At 71.1% G+C, this 18,328-nt stretch carries 16 protein-coding genes; 9 read left to right on the forward strand and 7 right to left on the reverse strand.

Annotation, left to right across the window (positions count from 1 at the left end; all coding sequences use genetic code 11):
• The first annotated feature begins 11 nt into the window (after positions 1–11).
• The 3 genes from OEB96_RS41350 to OEB96_RS41360 are packed head-to-tail and all read left to right on the forward strand — an operon-like array spanning position 12 to position 5,046.
• Positions 12–1,196 (forward strand): efflux RND transporter periplasmic adaptor subunit, encoded by a 1,185-nt coding sequence (locus OEB96_RS41350; RefSeq protein WP_266222456.1) that lies wholly within the window; start codon positions 12–14, stop codon positions 1,194–1,196.
• A complete protein-coding gene (locus OEB96_RS41355; protein ID WP_266222457.1) occupies positions 1,193–4,273 on the forward strand; it encodes an efflux RND transporter permease subunit in 3,081 nt (1,026 codons plus the stop codon). Before OEB96_RS41350 ends, OEB96_RS41355 begins: the two co-directional genes overlap by 4 nt.
• Before the next feature lie 47 nt (positions 4,274–4,320).
• A complete protein-coding gene (locus OEB96_RS41360) occupies positions 4,321–5,046 on the forward strand; it encodes a class I SAM-dependent methyltransferase (RefSeq protein ID WP_266222458.1) in 726 nt (241 codons plus the stop codon).
• A 34-nt stretch (positions 5,047–5,080) separates the two neighbouring features.
• On the opposite strand, the gene OEB96_RS41365 is transcribed toward OEB96_RS41360, so the two are convergent.
• From OEB96_RS41365 to OEB96_RS41375, 3 genes are all read right to left on the reverse strand, one after another.
• Complete coding sequence (locus tag OEB96_RS41365) at positions 5,081–5,638, reverse strand: NAD(P)/FAD-dependent oxidoreductase (protein ID WP_266222459.1); 558 nt, start codon at positions 5,636–5,638, stop codon at positions 5,081–5,083.
• A 116-nt stretch (positions 5,639–5,754) separates the two neighbouring features.
• On the reverse strand, positions 5,755–6,357 hold the full coding sequence (locus OEB96_RS41370) for an NADH-quinone oxidoreductase subunit B (RefSeq protein ID WP_407674738.1): 603 nt from the start codon (positions 6,355–6,357) through the stop codon (positions 5,755–5,757).
• Between the two features lie 17 nt (positions 6,358–6,374).
• Positions 6,375–7,640 carry a site-2 protease family protein gene (locus tag OEB96_RS41375; protein WP_266222460.1) on the reverse strand — a complete coding sequence of 422 codons (1,266 nt, stop codon included), beginning with the start codon at positions 7,638–7,640 and terminating at the stop codon, positions 6,375–6,377.
• A gap of 121 nt (positions 7,641–7,761) precedes the next feature.
• Here OEB96_RS41375 and OEB96_RS41380 point away from each other — a divergent pair, with 121 nt between their 5' ends.
• On the forward strand, positions 7,762–8,673 hold the full coding sequence (locus tag OEB96_RS41380) for a universal stress protein (protein WP_266222829.1): 912 nt from the start codon (positions 7,762–7,764) through the stop codon (positions 8,671–8,673).
• 258 nt (positions 8,674–8,931) lie between these two features.
• Positions 8,932–9,420, forward strand: coding sequence for a GNAT family N-acetyltransferase (locus OEB96_RS41385; protein WP_266222461.1), 489 nt, complete (start codon positions 8,932–8,934; stop codon positions 9,418–9,420).
• 9 nt (positions 9,421–9,429) lie between these two features.
• Here the strand turns inward: OEB96_RS41385 and OEB96_RS41390 are convergent, their stop codons facing one another.
• Both OEB96_RS41390 and OEB96_RS41395 read right to left on the reverse strand, forming a co-directional pair.
• Complete coding sequence (locus OEB96_RS41390; protein WP_266222462.1) at positions 9,430–10,242, reverse strand: family 1 encapsulin nanocompartment shell protein; 813 nt, start codon at positions 10,240–10,242, stop codon at positions 9,430–9,432.
• A complete protein-coding gene (locus OEB96_RS41395; protein ID WP_266222463.1) occupies positions 10,239–10,592 on the reverse strand; it encodes a ferritin-like domain-containing protein in 354 nt (117 codons plus the stop codon). Before OEB96_RS41395 ends, OEB96_RS41390 begins: the two co-directional genes overlap by 4 nt.
• Before the next feature lie 224 nt (positions 10,593–10,816).
• On the opposite strand from OEB96_RS41395, the gene OEB96_RS41400 reads away from it, so the two are divergent.
• The 3 genes from OEB96_RS41400 to rocF all read left to right on the forward strand — a co-directional run bounded on the left by OEB96_RS41400 (position 10,817) and on the right by rocF (position 13,101).
• Positions 10,817–11,059 carry a hypothetical protein gene (locus OEB96_RS41400; RefSeq protein WP_266222464.1) on the forward strand — a complete coding sequence of 81 codons (243 nt, stop codon included), beginning with the start codon at positions 10,817–10,819 and terminating at the stop codon, positions 11,057–11,059.
• Between the two features lie 110 nt (positions 11,060–11,169).
• The gene (locus tag OEB96_RS41405) at positions 11,170–12,141 is read left to right on the forward strand and encodes a DUF808 domain-containing protein (protein WP_266222465.1); all 972 of its coding nucleotides are present in this window, start codon (positions 11,170–11,172) and stop codon (positions 12,139–12,141) included.
• Between the two features lie 21 nt (positions 12,142–12,162).
• Positions 12,163–13,101, forward strand: a complete 939-nt coding sequence (gene rocF, locus OEB96_RS41410; protein WP_266222466.1) for an arginase — start codon at positions 12,163–12,165, stop codon at positions 13,099–13,101.
• Positions 13,102–13,113: 12 nt separating this feature from the next.
• Here the strand turns inward: rocF and nadE are convergent, their stop codons facing one another.
• On the reverse strand, positions 13,114–16,707 hold the full coding sequence (gene nadE / locus OEB96_RS41415; protein ID WP_266222467.1) for an NAD(+) synthase: 3,594 nt from the start codon (positions 16,705–16,707) through the stop codon (positions 13,114–13,116).
• 72 nt (positions 16,708–16,779) lie between these two features.
• Here nadE and OEB96_RS41420 point away from each other — a divergent pair, with 72 nt between their 5' ends.
• The gene (locus tag OEB96_RS41420) at positions 16,780–17,640 is read left to right on the forward strand and encodes a phytanoyl-CoA dioxygenase family protein (protein WP_266222468.1); all 861 of its coding nucleotides are present in this window, start codon (positions 16,780–16,782) and stop codon (positions 17,638–17,640) included.
• Between the two features lie 28 nt (positions 17,641–17,668).
• On the opposite strand, the gene OEB96_RS41425 is transcribed toward OEB96_RS41420, so the two are convergent.
• On the reverse strand, positions 17,669–18,283 hold the full coding sequence (locus tag OEB96_RS41425; RefSeq protein WP_266222469.1) for a hypothetical protein: 615 nt from the start codon (positions 18,281–18,283) through the stop codon (positions 17,669–17,671).
• Positions 18,284–18,328: the final 45 nt, after the last annotated feature.

The following is an 18,328-nucleotide window of genomic DNA, read 5'->3' on the forward strand; positions in this document are numbered from 1 at the left end:
CCCGTGTCGTCATGTCCGTGCTTCGCTGGGCCATCCCGCTGCTTGCCGCCGCCGCGCTGCTGGGCGGCGGCTGGGCGCTGCGCGAGGCCCATCGCGGCGAGGCGGGCGCAGCGACCGGGGGCGGAACCCGAGGGGCGGTGGCGGTGGAGGTGGCCGAGGTGACTCGCGGGGCGCTCGAGCAGCGCCGCGAGCTCACGGGAACGCTCGAGGCAACGGCCGAGATCGTGGTGGCTCCCAAGGTGGGCGGTCGGCTCGATCGCATCACGGTCGACCTGGGCGATCCGGTGACGCGAGGCCAGGTGGTGGCAGAGCTCGACGACGAGGAGCTGACACAGGCGCAGGCGCAGGCCAAGGCGGACCTGGCGGTGGCCCAGGCCCGCAAGGTGGCAGCCGACAATGCGCTGAAGATCGCGTCGCGCAACCTCGAGCGCGTGGATGGCCTGCGGCGCCGAGGCATCGCGTCCGAGCAGGAGCTCGACACCACGCGCGCGGCCAAGCTACAGGCCGATGCCGAGGTGGCGGTGGCGGCATCGGAGGTGACGCGGGCCAAGGCGGCCCTGCGCGGGGCCGAGGTCCGCAAGGGCTACACGCGAGTGAGCGTGGACTGGACCGATGGGCCACAGCAGCGCGTGGTGGCGGCCCGGCACGTCGACGACGGCACGATGGTGGCGGCCAACTCCCCGCTGCTTTCGGTGGTGGGGCTCGACCCGCTGGTGGTGGCGGTGCACGTGACCGAGCAAGACTACGGACGCTTGCGCGTGGATCAGCCGATCACGCTGCGCACCGACGCGCACCCCGGCGAGGAGTTCTCGGGGCACGTGGCCCGCATCGCGCCGGTGTTCGCCAGGGAATCGCGCCAGGCCCGGGTGGAGCTGGAGGTCGACAACCCCGACGGGCGACTGCGACCGGGCATGTTCGTGCACGTGCGCGTGGTGCTGGCCCAGCTCGAGGACGCCATCACCGTGCCCCGCGAGGCCGTGGTGAGCCACGACGACGGCTCGGCGGTGTTCGTGCTCGCCGACGACGGCCAGACGGTCCGCCTGCAGCCGGTGACGCCGGGTGTCGACGATGGGGAGCGCGTGGCGGTGGAGGGCGTGGCGCCCGGCGCACGCGTGGTCACCCTGGGCCAGCAGCTGCTGCACGACGGCGCTCTGGTGGTGATCGCCACGACCGCCGAGGACGCACCCGCGCCATGAAGCTCGCGACGATCAGCGTGGCACGACCGGTGCTCACGACGATGGTCACGCTGATCGTGGTGGTGCTCGGCATCGTGTCGCTGTTGCGGGTCCGCATCGACCTGCTGCCCGCGGTCGAGCTGCCCACCGTCACGATCCGCACCGAGTACGAAGGGGCGAGCCCGGAGGTGATCGAGCAGCGCGTGACGGCGATCATCGAGGAGATCGTGGCCACGGTGCCCGGCGTGCAGCGGCTCGAGTCGACCTCGGCCGAGGGACGCAGCGACGTGAAGGCCACGTTCGGCTGGGGCATCGATGTGGACACGGCGGCGATCGACGTGGACGCCAAGATCGAGGGCGAGATCGACGAGCTGCCCGACGACATCGTGCGCCCACGGGTGAGCAAGTTCGACGTGGCGTCGTTCCCGGTGGTGATCCTGGGGATCTCGAGCGCGCTGCCGCCGGTGGAGCTGACCACCCTGGTCGAGGAGCGGATCCGCCAGCGGCTGGCGCAGCTTCCAGGGGTGGCCCAGGTGGACCCGTGGGGGAGCTACGACCGCGAGGTGCGGGTGGAGCTCGACCCCGACCGGCTGCGCGCGTTCGAGGTGCCGATCGAGCACGTGCGGCAGGCACTGATCGACGCGAACCTCGATCTCCCGGCCGGCAAGATCGAGCAGGGGCAGCAGGCGGTCACCCTGCGAGCACCGGCGCAATTCACCGACCTCGAGCAGATCCGCGAGCTGGTGGTGGCCACCCACGACGGCGCCCCGGTGAAGCTGCGACAGCTCGGCCGCGTGCTCGACACGTACACGAAGCTCGAGCGCGTGGCCCGAGTCAACGGGCGCCTGGGCCTGCGCATGGGCATCCGCAAGCAGGCCAACGCCAACACGGTGGAGGTCTCGCAGGCGATCCTGAGGGAGGTGGAGGCGATCAACCGCGACTACCCGCAGGTGAAGGTGGTGCCCGTGACCGACCAGGGCAACTTCATCGAGCGCTCGATTCAGAACGTGGCGCGCTCGGTGCTCTACGGCGGCGGGCTGGCGGTGCTGGTGCTGCTGTTGTTCCTCCGCAGCCTGCGCAGCACGGCCGTGATCGCGGTCTCGATCCCGATCTCGCTGGTGGCCACGTTCGCGATGCTCTACTTCGGGGGACTGACCCTGAACCTGATGACCCTGGGCGGCCTGGCGCTGGGGGTGGGCATGATGGTCGACAACTCGATCGTGGTGCTCGAGAACGTGTTCCGCCGCCGCGACGAGCTGTGCGAGGACGCGACCGAGGCCGCGGTGGCGGGCACGGCCGAGGTGGGCCCGGCGATCGTGGCCAGCACGATCACCACGCTGGTGGTGTTCCTGCCGCTGGTGTTCGTGCGCGGGGTGACGGGGGTGCTGTTCCAGGACCTGGCGCTGGTGATCCTGTTCTCGCTGGGCTGCTCGCTGGTGGTGTCGCTGAGCCTGGTGCCGATGCTGGCGTCGCGGCTGCTGCTGCCGCGTCCCTCCGGACCCAACGTGCGGACGACGGCCCAGCCGGACGGCGCGCTGGGCCGGGTGCTCGACGGGATGGCGGGGAGCTACGGGCGCCTGCTCTCCGCGGCGCTGCGTCATCGGGCGGCGACGGTCGTGATCGCGCTCGCAGCCCTGGGCGCCAGCGTCGTGCTCGCGCCGGTGATCGGCACCGAGTTCCTGCCGCCGAGCGACGAGGGCGAGGTGCGGGTGACGGGCAAGATGCCGGTGGGCACCAAGCTCGAGGTGGTGGATCGCCAGACCAAGGCGCTCGAGCGCGCGGTGTTCGAGGCAGTACCGGAGGCAACCGCATCGGTGACCAGCGTGAGCACCTCGGGCCGCGATCCGAACGAGGCATTTCGCGGCGAGGTGCGCCTGACCCTGCGTCCGGCGGGCGAGCGCGAGCGCTCCAACTCGGAGATCGCGAGCGCGCTGCGCAAGGACCTCGACGCCCGGATCCCGGGCATGGAGATCCGCACCCGCGCGCCGCAGGGGCAGTTCCTGCTCGAGCGCGTGCTGGGCACCACCGAGGGGCTCACGGTGGAGGTGCGAGGCTACGACCTCGAGGTGCTCGCCCGGCTCGCCCAGCAGGCCGCGGCGGTGGCGACCGAGGTGCCCGGGGTGACCGACGTGGAGCTGAGCCGCGAGGCCGGAGTGCCGCAGGCGCGGATCCACATCGATCGCGCCAAGGCGGCGGACCTGGGGCTGTCGCCGAGCGAGGTGGCGCGCACGCTGGAGCTCGCGATGGCCGGCGCAGAGGCAGGCGAGTACCACGTGGAGGGCAACGCGTTTCGCATCCTGGTGCAGCTGGCCGACGCGGAGCACCTGTCGCTCGAGCGGATCCTCGACCTTCGCGTCCGCAACGATCGCGGCCAGGACGTGGCGCTGCGCAGCGTGGTGAGCACCGATCCCGGACTCGGGCCGATCCTGATCGAGCGCAAGGGCCAGGAGCGCCTGGTGAGGATCCAGGCCAACGTGGCCGGCCGCGATCTGGGCTCGGTGGCGGCCGACGTGGAGCAGCGCCTGGTCGAGCTGCCGCGGCCGGCCGGCTATGCGCTCGGGGTGGCCGGCACCTTCGAGGAGCAAGAGCGGGCGTTCGGCGAGCTCCTGGTCTCGCTGCTGCTGTCGCTGGTGCTGGTCTACATGGTGCTGGCCGCCCAGTACGAGTCGCTGCGCGACCCGCTGGTGGTGATGCTGTCGGTACCGGTGGCGGCGATCGGCGTGGTGCTGGTACTGGTGCTCACCGAAACCACGCTCAATGTTCAGTCGTTCATCGGCTGCATCATGCTGGGGGGGATCGTGGTCAACAATGCGATCCTGCTGGTGGACCAGGCGGCGCGCTTGCAAGCCGAAGGGGCGAGCGTGCACGCGGCGGTGATCGAGGCGGGGCGCCGGCGGCTGCGGCCGATCCTGATGACCACGCTGACCACGGTGCTGGCCCTGGTCCCGCTGGCGCTGGGCGTGGGCGAGGGCGCCGATGCCCAGGCCCCGCTGGCGCGCGCGGTGCTGGGTGGGCTGGCCGCATCGACGTTGATCACGCTGGTGCTGATTCCGGTGGTGTACTCGTTGATGCACCGGGACCGACGCGGGCCAGGGTGACGCCACGAGCGCTTGCCAAGCCACCCGAAAACGACGACCCTCCCCACATGAGCGAGCCCCCACGAAGCTACGCGCAGCGCTGGGAGAGCTACTGGTCCGAAGTGACCAAGAAGGGCACGCGCGTGATGTGGGACGTGGCCAAGGAGGACGGCGTGGCGCTGGACTGGCCCAACATCCAGCCGTTCGTCGACCCCTCGCTGCCCATGGTCCACCTCGGCTGTGGCCACGGTCGCCAGACCGCATTCTTCGGGGATCACTTCGAGCGGGTGCTCGGCGTCGACATCTCGCCAACGGCCATCGCGCGGGCCGAGCGCGAGAACCCCCACGAGCGCGTGGAGTACCGGGTGCTGGACGCCATGGATCACGAGGCGATCGCGGCGCTGCACGACGAGCTCGGCGACGCCAACGTCTACGTGCGTGGGGTGCTGCACCAGCTCGCTCCGGATGACCAGCTCCCCTTTCTCGAGCCCACCCTGCAGCTCATCGGGGATCGCGGCACGCTGTGCGTGCTCGAGCTGCGGCGCGGCGCCGAGCAGATCTTCTTCCCCCTGGTGAAGATGGGCCTGCTGTCGTTCCTGCGGCCGGTGCTCGACAACGGCATCAAGCCGCTCGGCATCACTCCCAAGCGGTTCCGCGAGCTCGTACCCGACACGCACGAGGTGGTGAGCTCGCGCCCCACGGTGCTGATGCGCCTACCCCTGCCGCTGCCCCTGCCCTTCAAGGTGCCCGCGTGGCACATGGCGGTGCGCAAGCTCGCCCCAACCGTGCAGTAGCGAGCCGAGCCGGGCCAACCCGATCGGCTCCGGCTCACTCCTCCTTGGGCGGCGAGTCCCAGTCGGCAAACGCCGAGCCCTGCTCGCGCGACAAGATGTCGATCGCGGCCGCCGCCCCGTCACCCGCCGAGATGATCGCCTGGCTGCGCCCGGGCCGAGCCAGCCGGCCCACCACGTAGACGCCCTCCTCGGCGGTGTGCCCGTTGCGATCGGTCGCGATCCCGGTGTCGATGTCGTACTGCAGCCCGAGCGTCTGCGCGAGCCTGGGGTTCTTGCCCTCGGAGAGCACCAGGTACTTGGCCGTGTGCGCCTGCCCCGACTCGGTCTCGATCTCGAAGCCTCCCTCGACCTTGGTGACCGACTCGACGCGCTGATCCTCGATCTTGCCGCCGTAGTGGAGCACCTGCTGGCGCCCGATCTTCTGGAACTCGCTGCCGTGGATCTCGGGGATGCCGAGGTAGTTGTAGAGCATCGCCCAGTGCATCGCCGTCTTGTCCTGCCCGAACACCACGACGTCCTTGCCGCTCTTGGCCAGGAACAACGCCGCGCTGAGCCCCCCGGGACCATCTCCGATCACGATCACGTCCGTCATGCGCCGGTCGGATTACCCCAGGCTCGGGCCGGTCGCAACCATTTCACTCGGGTCCTGCGCCCGAGCCCACGCGCTGGTGGCCCGAGGGCGATCCGCCCGCCCGCGCGCGCTGGCTCTCACAGCGTGCGACCGTCCCTCGGCATGCGTTCCTCGGGCCGCAGCTCCATGCTGGTGCCGTCGGGCACGAGCGGCAGGCGCCGACGGTCGAGCACCGGGCTCACCACGGTCTGCCCCAGCGACTGCTGGGAGCACGCACGATGATCGGCGATGCGCCGCTGGAGCACCATCAACCCCTCGATGAACTGCTCGGGCCGCGGCGGGCACCCCGGAATGTACACGTCGCACGGCACGATCTGGTCGGCGCCGGGGGTGGTCGCGTAGTTCTGATAGAAGCCACCGGTGCAGGCGCACACCCCGAACGCAATCACCCACTTGGGCTCGACCATCTGGTCGTAGACCCGTCGCAGCACGGGCGCCTGGCGTTCGTTGATGGTCCCGATGATGCACAAGAGGTCGGCCTGCCGGGGGCTGAAGCGCGGGAACTCGGCCCCGAGCCGTGCCACGTCGTAGCGCGGCCCCAGCGACGACATGTACTCGAGCGCACAGCAGGCGGTGGCGAACGGATAGGTGAACAGGCTCCAGCGCTCGGCCCAGTCGACCACGTGCTGCAGCCGCGACGCGACCCAGCGCTCGTCACAGGTGGTGCTGCGGTCGTCCATGAATGGGCTCGCTTCCCTCACACCGCAGCGTCGACCAGGCGAAGCTCGCGTCCTCCTTGCAGCGCCAGCCACCGCACCAGATCGCGACGTCGCACGAGCCCCACCACGTGGCCAGCCTCGACCACGGGGAGCTGCTCGACGTCGCGCCGGCTCAGCAGGCTCATGGCCTCCTCGGCGTCGGCCTGGGGAGTCAGCGTGGCCAACTCCTCGGCGCGGGTCATGATGTCGCCCACCATCGTGACCGGCCAGCGCTCCTGCGGCACGCGTCGCACGTCCTCCGCGGTCGCCAGACCCAACAGCCGCCCTCCGTCCTCGACGGGAAACGCCTGTTGGTCGCCCACCAGCAGGTGCTCGCGCACGAAGCTCTCGACCGAGATCTCGGGGCTCAGGCTGCCCACGCGCGTGAACATGATCCGCGAGACGGGCACGTGCTCGAGCGCCCGACGCATCAGCAGCTGGGCGTAGCTCATCTGCGCGGCGTTGTTGAGGAACCACCCGATGAGCACGAGCCACAGGCCCTGCACGAACAGGCCGCCGAACAGCTCGAGCACGCCGATGCCCATGAGGATCCACGCGAACCCTCGGCCCAGGCCGGTGGCCCAGCGGGTGGCCTTGACCAGATCGCCGGTGATCCACCAGATGATGGCCCGGGCCACCCGGCCGCCGTCGAGCGGGAACCCGGGCACGAGGTTGAACAGCCCCAGCAGCACGTTGATGGGACCCAGCCACATCAGCAGGGTGGCCACGGGGCCCATCGCCCGCAGGGCCGCCTCGGGCCGATCGGACAGCGCCGCCACCGTGTCGGACGCCAGGAGCGAGGCCACCAGGATCGCCACGCCGCCGATCATCAGGCTCACGAGCGGACCGACGATGGTCATCAGCAGCTCGTCCTTGGGTGACTTGGGCTCGTCCTCCATCTGCGCCACCCCGCCGAACAGGAACAGGGTGATGCGCGAGACCGGAATCCCGCGCGCGCGCGCGACCACGGCGTGCGACAGCTCGTGCGCGAGCACGGATGCGAAGAACAGGGTCGCGGCCGCGAGCGCCATCACCCACGACAGCCCCATTCCCCACTCGGGGTGCCAGCTCGGGAACACCCCGGCGCCGAGGTTGACCGTGATGAGGGCAAAGATGACCAGCAAGCTCCAGTCGACCTGGATCTCGACCCCGAACGCAGTGCCCAGGCGCGGGCCCCCGACCAGCACCGGCCGATCGGACCGAGTGGATGGAGGGGGCGTCGACGCCGACGATGCGGCTCGCTGGGTGCTGGTGCGTGGTTCCATCGTGGATCCTGCTCACCGTGCGTCCTGACACCGTGGACGCGCCATGCAAGCCCGCGGCGTGCGCCAGTGCATCCGCGATCGACGAGCCTTGCACGCAGGCTAGCCTGGCGGCGTGGTTCGCATGCGATGGCTGGTGGGCCTGGACCTCACCCCTCACAGCGTCGGGCTGATCCGCTTGGCCCGGTGGCTGAGCGCGCGCTCCGGTGGAGCACTGGAGTTCCATGCCCTGCATGCGGACACCCGAAGAGCACTCGGGCTGCACGGCGATGGTGGCGAGCTGGGCTCGGGCCCCGACCTCGAGCCCACGCTACGGCAGGTGCGGGCGTTCCTCGAGGAACACGGCGTGCTCGAGGCGTTCCGGTCGGTGGACGTTGGGCTCGGCGCTCCGGTGGAGCTGCTGCCAGCCCTGGCACGGGAGCGCGGGTTCGACGGCCTGCTGCTCGGCCGTGCGGCCCCACGGGGACGTCGGCCCCTGGTGGCGCTGGGCTCGGTGCCACGACGGCTGCTGCGTCAGCCCATACTACCCACCGCGATCGTGCCGCCCGACCTCGATCCCGCGAGCCTGGGCCGAGGGCCGCTGCTGGTCGGGGTGAATCCTTCCGCGTACTGCCTCGAAGCGGCCGCGCTCGCACGAAGGCTGGCGCGATGGCTGTCGCTGTCCGTACGCATGGTGCACGTGGTCTCCCATCCGGCTCCGGTCGCGGCCATGGGCGTGCTGTCGGTGAAGCCACGCGACCCGACGATGGCGACCAGCGATCTGATGGAACGGCTCGATGCATCAGCGGCGGAGCGGGCGATCGAGCGCTGGGTCGAAGATCACGGGCTGGGAGATCTCCCGCTCGAGCTCCGTCACGGCCCGATCTCGGGATCCCTGCGCCGTGCGGCCCTCGACCACGAGGCCACGATGCTCATGAGCGGCTCGCGCAGACTGACCCTGACCGAGCGCATGCTCGACTCAAGCGTCGGCTCCGATCTGGCCGCGCATGCCGACCGTCCGGTGGTGGTGGTTCCCGCCCCCCTCATGAGCCGATGAGCGCGCCGCACCGTCCGCCGGATGCGGCGCGACCCGAGCGGCGCCGCACGATCCGTCTCGACCCACCGAGCGCTGGGGCACATCGTAGGGCCGTGGATCGAGCCTGAGACCCAACGACCGGGCCACCGGATGGCACCTGCCTTGCACCTAGTGCGGCCAGTGCGGCTCGTGCGGTCGCAGCCGTCACCCGGAGGCACCATGAACCACGGCGAGCACCGACACCTCACGATCGTCCCTGGGCCCCGCACGGGACGCCCCGTGACCATCGAGCGTGCCATCGAGCGTGATGCCCGGAGCATCGCCCGCGTACTTCGTGCCAACGCCGCCGTGCGCAGCGTGGTGTTGCTGTCATCCGGCGTCATTCGCCGCCACATCGACGAATTCATCGTGATTCGCGAGCCCGGCCGGGCGTTGGTGGCATGCGCCCAGCTTCGCTGGCCTCGCCCCAACGTGGCGGAGCTGGCCGGCGTGGCCGTGCACCCCGCACGACAGGGCGAGGGTCTGGGGCGCGCGTTGGTCCGGGCGTGCGTGGAGCGGGCGATGCGACGCAATCCGCGGCTGCTGTGGCTGGTGACCTCCCGGCCTGCGTGGCTCGAGCGCCTCGGGTTCGAGCGCATGCCCCTCGGCAGCGTGCCGATGCTGATGCTGCTCGATCGGCTGCGCCTGATGACCCACCAGTCGTGGACGCGCTGGCCGGGGACGCTGGGGGGACCCCATGTGCTGATGCGCTGGAGCGGTGGCTGGTAGGCACGCGACTCACGAGGGCTCGTCGTCCTGCCGCTCGAGCACCACCACCGCCTCCGGATCGAGGATCCGAAACGCGAACGTCTCGGTGATGAACAGGTGCACGTGATCCCGCTCGACGCGATCGAAGCCGATCGAGAGGTCGACCCCGAGCGTGAGCTCGAAGTCGCCGCCCCGGGTGGAGACGAGCATCCCGCCCTCGAGACCGGGGCTGTAGACGGGTGCACGGCCCACGAGGGCCTCGAGCTGCTGCCGTACGGGATAGCCCCCCACCTCGCCCGCGACCGCGCGATACTCGGCGTCGCCGAGCACGAGCATGGTGGGGCCCTCGATCCCGGTGTTGGTCAGTCGGATCTGGGCCATGACCACGCGATCCGGGATCGCGTACACATCGGTCGGCCAGGCCAGCGGGGGATGCAGCGGCCGCGTCTGTAGGATCCCTTGGATCCCCGCGTCGGGCAGGCCCGCGTAGATCGCCCGCTCCTCGAACCTCGCGGCGCTCGCCGCTGCTGCCCGCACGGGCCCCAGATCGACCGCACGAGCGCCCCGGGCGAGATCGTCGAGTTCCCAGCGGCCGACCATGAAGGGCACCCGGAGCTCCACCAGCGGCAGGATCCGCCGGGTGCCCCAGCGAACCTCTCCATCCTGACGGAGCTCGCCGAGGCGGCCCAGGCTCACCGCCGAGCACCCCCAGCCATGCGGCCCGAGCACGTCCACGAAGCGGCGCGCCGCGAGGTTGGCCTCGAGCACACCTCGCGCTTCGTCGTCGATGGCGGCCCAGGCATCGTCGGAGAGGGGGGCCAGGGAGCGTCGCAGCAGGTTCATGGCGCTCGTCCTCCGCCGAGGCCCCCGATGCCCAGGCCATGGGCGGCAACCCGGGCATCGGGGGCAGGCGGCTGTCGGGAGATCGGCCCCTCGGTGAAGAGGAAGCGACGGAGGCAGCGATCCCAGGCGGGAACCCTGCGCCGCAACCATTCGAGGGTCATGGCAGCATGCTCGATCTCCTCGTCGCGGTTGTGGGCGAGCACGGACGCGAGCTCGTCGTCACCACACAGCACCACGCGCTGCTGGTACCAGTCGACGGCCTCGAGCTCCTCCCGAAGGCTGAGCAGCGCCCGATGCAGATCGCGCTCCTGCGCCGGCAGCTCCGACGGTGGCTCGTGTGAGTCGGTCACGCTCGGGGTCTAGCCCTACGCTCCCGCTCGTCAATCCCGAGCTCGAGTCTGCGTGCGAAGACCGTGAGCGCCCGTGCGCATGCGCTCGCTGTGTCGCTTCGACTCGCTGGCTGGCCCCCGCACGGTCTCGAGCAGCGCGCACAACCGCGCGGGATCACGGGGATGGATGCACGGCACGCGCCTTGAATCTGGCGCGCGCACCTCCGACGAGGGCGCCGTACGCGATGGACCAGCGAGACACGACCGGCAATCACGGCAAGACCACCGATTTCGCCGACGACGCCGAGCGGCGGACGCGGCTCGACCAGCTCGAACAGCTCGAAAGGGACCTACGAAGGCTCGAACAAGAGCGGCTCGGGGCGCGATCGACCCCGGCCCGACTCGTGGCGCTCGACGTCGAGCTATGCCGGGTGGAGGCGGCTCGGCGCATGCTCGCCCCCTCCCCGTGGCACGACCCGGATCCATGAACGAAGCCTCCTCGCGGCCTGCACCCACCGCAGGCCTGCCATGCCTACGCCTGGGGCTCCCCCCTCCGGGGTTCTGCTACCTTCGGGCCTTCCCCGGAGGCTCCCCGACCGTGCCCGGCTCCAGCCTGTTCACCCTCCTCGACGACATCTCGACGCTGCTCGATGACGTCGCCACGATGACCAAGGTCGCGACCCAGAAGACCGCGGGCGTGCTGGGGGACGATCTGGCCCTCAACGCCGAGCAGGTCACGGGGGTGGCCGCCGACCGCGAGCTCCCCGTGGTGTGGGCCGTGTTCAAGGGCTCGGCCAAGAACAAGCTCATCATCGTGCCGGCCGCGCTGGCCATCAGCGCGGTGGCGCCATGGGCGATCACACCGATCCTGATGCTGGGTGGCGCCTTCCTGTGCTTCGAGGGCTTCGAGAAGGTGGTGCACAAGCTGCTGCACCGCCACGAGGACGAGGTCGGCCACGAGCAGCGCAAGGAAGCCCTGGCCGATCCCGAGGTCGACATGGTGGCGTTCGAACGGGAACGGATCCGCGGGGCGATCCGCACCGACGTCGTGCTGTCGGCGGAGATCATCGTGATCACCCTCGGCACGGTGGCCGACGCACCGTTCGTCACCCGCGTGGGGGTCCTCACCACGATCGCGGCCGTGATGACGATCGGCGTCTATGGATTCGTGGCGGGCATCGTCAAGCTCGACGACGCCGGCCTCGCGCTGCGGCGTCGCGCCAACGCGGGCGCCCGGGCGCTGGGCTCGGCCATCCTGCGGACCGCGCCCTACTTCATGAAGGGGCTGTCGATCGCGGGCACGGTGGCGATGTTCCTGGTCGGCGGAGGCATCCTCGTGCACGGGATCCCACCGCTGCACCACCTCGCCGTGGGGCTCGAGCAGGGCGGCGGCGTGATGGGATGGCTCGGCCCGATGCTGGTCAACGGCGGCTGTGGGCTGGTGGCCGGGGCGATCCTCCTGGCAGGGCTGACCTTGGTGCAGCGGCTGCGCAAGCGCCCGAGCGCGAACGAAGCCGGCCCGCCGAGCAAGCCCCGCGAGACCGAGGCCGAGCCCCCAGCGGGGGCATGACTCACGGCTGCGCGCGCACCCATGTCGACCACCAAGACCATCCACGTGATCGGCGTGCCCATGGACCACGGCGCAGGCCGACGGGGCGTGGGCATGGGCCCGGCCGCCATGCGCATCGCCGGCCTGCACAACCGGCTGCACCAGCTCGGCTACGAGGTCCACGACCTGGGCGACCTGTCGATCCCCGCGCCCGAGACCAAGCCGCAGGGTGAGCCCAACGCCAAGTACCTCCCGCTCATCGCCTCCACGTGCACCGAGCTGGCCGACTTCATCCCCGGCATGTTCGACGACGGCGGGCTGCCGCTGGTGCTGGGCGGCGACCACAGCATCGCGATCGGCACGCTCTCGGGTCTCGCGCTCGAGCAGCATCGGCGCAAGGGCACCGAACCCGCCGGTCCCTCGAAGGTCGGTGTGATCTGGTTCGATGCCCACGGCGACATCAACCGCCCCGACACCTCGCCCAGCGGCAACATCCACGGGATGCCGGTCTCGTGCCTGCTGGGCCAGGGGCCGGCCGCGCTCACCGACATCGGCTACCCCGGGGCCAAGCTCGATCCGCGGCGGTTCTGCCAGATCGGCCTGCGCGACATCGATGCGGTCGAGCGCAGGCTCTTGCGCGAGTCGGGGATCCACACCTTCACCATGGCCGACATCGACCGCCGCGGGATGGCGGCGGTGATGGAGGAGGCGCTGCGGCTGGCGCTCGAAGGCACCGACATGCTGCACTGTAGCTTCGACATCGATGCGGTCGATCCCAAGGTGGCCCCTGGGACGGGCACGCCCAAGCTCGGCGGGCTCACCTATCGCGAGGCCCACCTGGCGCTGGAGATCATGGCCGAGACCGAGCGCATGACGAGCCTGGAGATGGTGGAGGTCAATCCCACGCTGGACGACGCCAACAAGACGGCGGAGCTGGCGGTGGAGCTGATCGCATCGGCGCTGGGGTCGAGGATCTTGTAGGGTTGCGGGCGCTCACCGAGCGATGGGACCGAGGCGCTCGGCGTGCCACCGGCACACGGCCTCGAGCGACGACTCGCGCGAGAACCCCAGGTAGTCGGTGAGCACCCCGAACGCCGGATCCGCGTCGCGAAGCCGCAGCGTGGGCTCGATGGTGGCGAAGAACGCCGCCGCATGCTCCCACAGCGTCCGCGACAGCTCGAGTTCGTGCTCCACCGGGAACCGCAGGCGCCTCGCGGGCCGCACGTAGGGCAGCAGGTACGGCGCTCGGGCCAGCGCCCCGGTGGGCAGCCGCACCACCAGCCCGCTGCCGCGAGCGCCGGGCAAGAAGTCCCGCGCGTCGCACAGCTCTTCGATTCCGCGCGCGCCGTCCGGCGGGTCGTCGGGCGCGAGCGAGCACAGCGCGTGCACGCCTCGCACGTGCACCCGACCGTCGAGCAAGGCCCGTACCTGGGCGAGCGTGCGCCCCGTCGCCACGTCGTCGTCGACCAGCAGGTAGCCGCGTGCAGAGGCCGGCACCGCGGCGAGCTGTTCCTCCAGCGCGGGTGCTCCCGGGCGGGGCACGAGGTGCTCGCTGGCCACGTCGCACGACAGCTCGAAGCAGCGGGAGACCTCGAGCTCGGCGTCGTGGGGTACGCAGGGATCGAGCCCGAGCACGGGTCCCTCGGACCGCAGGCGCTCCACCTGCTCGCGCTGGGTCCGGAGCTCGATCACCTCGAGGCGAAGCTCGTGACGTCCGCCGGCGCAGTGGGCCCGGCGAAGCTCGTGCAGGAGCAACTCGAAGAAGCGAGCGCGAGCGCCGGTGATCGCGGCACGATCGCGTCCCTGGATCCAGGGCTCCAGCGGCCATGGGCCCTCGTCACGCACCCACAGCCGCGTGAGCACCGGGGCGGACTCCTGCGCGCGTGCACCGTTCCACAGCGCGAGCACCTGCGGCTCGACCCCGCGGTCGTCCCCCTCGCGCACCCGCGCCGAGGCGAGCGCCGGAGCCTGGCGATCGGCCACGCGGATTCGCGGCTCCCGGCGCAGCGCCGGGTGATCGCGCAGCGCGGCCAGCCGCTCCTGCGCGCCCGGCCGCGGCACGCACACGCATCGTCCACGCTCGGCGAATGCCAGCATGAAGCGCGCGTTGTCGGAGCCGAACACGTAGACCACCTCGATCGGCTCGGGCGTGCGCAGGTGCGCGTTGAGGTAGGCCTCCAGTCGCGCGATCACGTCGGTGAAGTTGACGGCGCGATCGCAGTGGAGCGCCTCCCACGGATCGACCATCAGCCAGTCGCTGTCCTGCACCGCGACCTCGCACATTCGAATGCGCTCCGCCGCCGCAGGACACCCGGCCCCGCACTTGGAGAGCACGTAGCCGTCGTGCGAGACCGAGAGATACCCCGCGAGCACCCGATCCCCGTCCTGCTCGAGCGTGGCACGAGCGATCTCCATCATCTCGAGGTGACCGCGATGCACGGGAGCGAACCCGCCGGTGGTCAACAGCACCACCAGGCGTCGAGCCCCCTGCGTCGAGCCCAGCGCGTGCCGCCGCAGCGCCGCACTCGCATGATGCAGCGGGGTGCACATCCACGAAGGCTCTGCCCGTGGCTGCGGCTCGCCGAGCTCGCCGCCGTCGTCGAAGAAGCCCGCATCGAGCTCGAGCCGATCGCGACCGAGACGGGTGTAGGCGCTGGCGTAGTAGGGGTCGCGAAGCATCCGCCAGGCGAACCGCAGGGCAGCGGGCTCCTGCGAGGTCTCGCGGAGCGCCGCGTAGGCCCGATCGACGGCGGCGGGATCGGATCCCGGCGCCAAGCCCAGGCGCTCCCACAGCGGCAGCGCCGGCACGCGCGGAGGCGGCAGCACCGGGCCGCAGCGCTCGAAGACCACATCGGCGCGCAGCAGCAGCCGCGGCTCGTCGCCATCCCAAGCGAGCCCCTCGTGGAGCAAGCGATGGTCGAAGACCACGGCCGAGCCGGGCGCGGCCGGAGCCACCCACAGCGCGTCGGTCTCGGGTGCGGCCTCGATGTGATCGGAGAAGTCGCGCTCGCACACCGGCCGGTGGCGCTGGCGATCGACCAGGAAGCGCGTGTGCCCGTGGCCCCCGGAGGGCTCCCGGGCAGGTCCCAGGCTCACCAACACGCTCGCCAACGTGCGGCGCCGCCCGTCGCCATAGTCGAAGCCGGCATCGTGGTGCGGCACCAGCGACCCGCCACGCTCGTAGCGAATGAAGCGAAACAACGGTGACACGCCCATCGGTCGCCACACCGGGTGCCCATCGTGATCGGTGGGCGTGGTGCCCTCGAAGATCCGCACCACCGGCAGCAGCGGTGCGAGCCGCCGCCACAGCACCGCCGCCAGCTCGTGATCGTAGGTCGAGACGCGGCCGGAGCCCGGCGGGTCGCGCTGCGGGTCGTGGCCCCGAGCCACCCCGTGCGTACCCACGGCCACCCACGCGAGATCCGCCACCACATCGACGAGGCACTGGGGCTCACCCGGGTCGAGCAGCCCGTGGACCACCACCAGCGACTCGCCGAACCCGGGGACCGGCTCGGCCCGTGCATTGGCTCCCGCGCCTTCGTGCAGCGTCTCCACAACCGCCGACGGCAGCTCGAATTCCCCCACGAACGCCCCCCGCGGCGGCGTGGCCTCGGGTGGGCCCGACCACCCGCCCGGCACGTGACGCGGCATCACGTCGAAGTGGATCGCGGCGCCAGGCGCCAGATACTTGTGGTGGTTGACGCGGTGCAGCTCCTCCACCGCCCTCGCCCATCCATCGAACGCCTGACGCGCTTCGGCGTCCCACCCGGCCTCGAGCGCCGCACGCTCCCGCGGATCGCCCAGCGCCCGCAAGCCCGTGTAGAGCTCCACGAAGTCGTACGGCGCCCCGATCATCTCCTCGTCGACGCGACCATCGAACGTGTCTCCGGTGGGCGTGGCCTCGACCACGCAGCGGGGCACGCCGAGGTGCTCGGCCAGCGCCCGGACCTCGGACTTGTGCAGGTCGGACACGAGCTGCAGGTCGACCATTGCGTCGGACGCCTTGCCGAAGAACCCGATGTACGAGCCCTCGTCGCGATTGGTCGTCCCGCACAGCACCGCCAGCTCGCCCTGCTGGGCGAGCACGCTGGTCACGTAGTAGAACGCCGGCGTGCGAATGGTGGAGACGAGCTGGCCCGCCGCCCACGGGTTGCCGACCACCCCCATCCCCTGCTCGACCGCGCGACCGACCACCGCATGGGCTCCGCTGAGGTCCACCTCCACGGCCTGCGCTCCGAACGCCTCGATCACCGCGCGCCCCCGGTCGAGCGCGGTGGCCTGATTGGTCGCGCCCGGCTCGGCGAACACGGGGGCCAGCACGCCCACCACCCGACGCAGGGTCGAGCCCGGCGCCTCGGCCACGGCGCGCAGCAGCCCCAGCACCACCGCGGAATCGATGCCGCCGCTCACCCCGACCACCGCCGCGCGAATCCCCGAGCGCGCGAGGTAGGCCCCGACGAGCGTGGCCTTGGCCCGAACGTAGCGCGCCGGCTCGAAGCGACGACGTGCGCGCAGCTCGAGCAGCGTGACGCGCAGCGCCGACGGGAGCACGGTACGCAGCGGCGGCGGGCGATGGTCGGCGAGCATGGAAGGGGCGACTCCGACGATGATGCCATCGAGCGCTTGGCGACGAGCGCTCGATCCGACGACAATGCGCCCGTGCTGACCCGAGCGCAGGCTCACGAGTTCGACGAGCGTGGCTTCCTCGTGCTCCCGCGCCTGCTCTCGCCCGAGCAGGTGGACCCGCTGCGACGCGCTGCGCTCGAACTCGTGGACGCGTTCGACATCGACCACCACCGCACCGTGTTCAGCACCAAGGACGGCGACGCGGGCCGCGACGACTACTTCTTCGCGTCCGCACAGGGCGTGGGCTGCTTCCTCGAGGAGGACGCGCTCGATGCCGCGGGTGCCCTGCGCTGTGACAAGCGCCAGGCGATCAACAAGATCGGTCACGCGATGCACGACCTCGTCCCCGCGTTCCGGGAGTTCTGTCGGCTCCCCGCGTTCATCGAGCTGCTGCGCGACATCGGCTACCGCACGCCCGTGCTGTGGCAGACCATGTACATCTTCAAGCAGCCGCGGATCGGCGGAGAGGTACGGTGGCACCAGGACGCGACCTATCTGGCCACCGAACCCAACTCGGACGCCGGGGTGCAGCCCCGCGTCACCGGGATGTGGGTCGCGATCGAGGACGCCCATCGCGGCAACGGCTGCCTGTGGGTGCAGCCCGGGGGGCACCGCTCCCCGCTGCGGGAGCGGTTCGAGGTCGACTGGGAGCACCGTCGGGGCACGCTGCGGCGGCTCGACGACACCCCGTGGCCCTCGCTCGACCGGGCCGAGGCGGTCGAGGTTCCGGCCGGCAGCCTGGTGATGTTCCACGATCACCTGCCGCACTTCAGCTCGCAGAACACGTCCGAGAGCTCTCGCCACGCCTTCACGATGCACGTGGCCGAGCAGGGAGCGAGCTGGTCCGCGAGCAACTGGCTGCAGCGCCCGCGGCTCGGTGACTTCGTGCTGTGATCGCGAGCGATCCGGCGCGGCTGGCCGCTCACTCGTCGGCGACGGCCTCGATCGTCATGACGTAGTTGATCATCATTTGGCCGCCGTCGTAGCCCGGAAAGCGGTGCTCGGCCATCGTGCGGCGGGCGCAGGCGACCACGCTCGGGTGGTCGAGACCCGGCGAGGCATGCACGGAGACGGCGGCGACGGTGCCGTTGGGGCGGAGCTCGAAGTCGAACTCGAGCTCACCGTTGCCCGAGAGCTTGGCGCCATCCTCGTAGCACGACGCCAGGTCCACGCAGGCGAAGATCCGGGGCTGCATGGTCATCATGGAGGCGTGCAGGTCGATGTCCTGCAGGCGCTCGTCGCCGCGGTTCATGTTGGAGGCCCGATCGCGCGAGGCATCGAACTCGGGCAGCGCGCCGCGCTCGAGCGTCTCGAGCGGCGGGACGTCCTCGGGCGCATGGGGGCAGCCGCCGGAGACCTCGGCAAAGGTCGCGGCCCGATCGCTGTGCTCTCGCACGGTGGAGCCGCCGAACATGTCGTTGCAGTCGTCGGCCGCGTTGCACTCGGGCCCGGGCGCCGCGGTGGGCTCGGCCTGCTTGCAGCCGAGCGCCACCAGGAGAGCCATCGGCAGCCACGCCCCGCCCTTGCCTCGCGTCATCACGGGAAACCATAGCCAACGGAGGCGCGCGAGCGAGGATGCGGC

This window comes from Paraliomyxa miuraensis (genome assembly GCF_026337845.1).
GTDB classification, from domain to species: Bacteria; Myxococcota_A; Polyangia; order Nannocystales; family Nannocystaceae; genus Paraliomyxa; species Paraliomyxa miuraensis.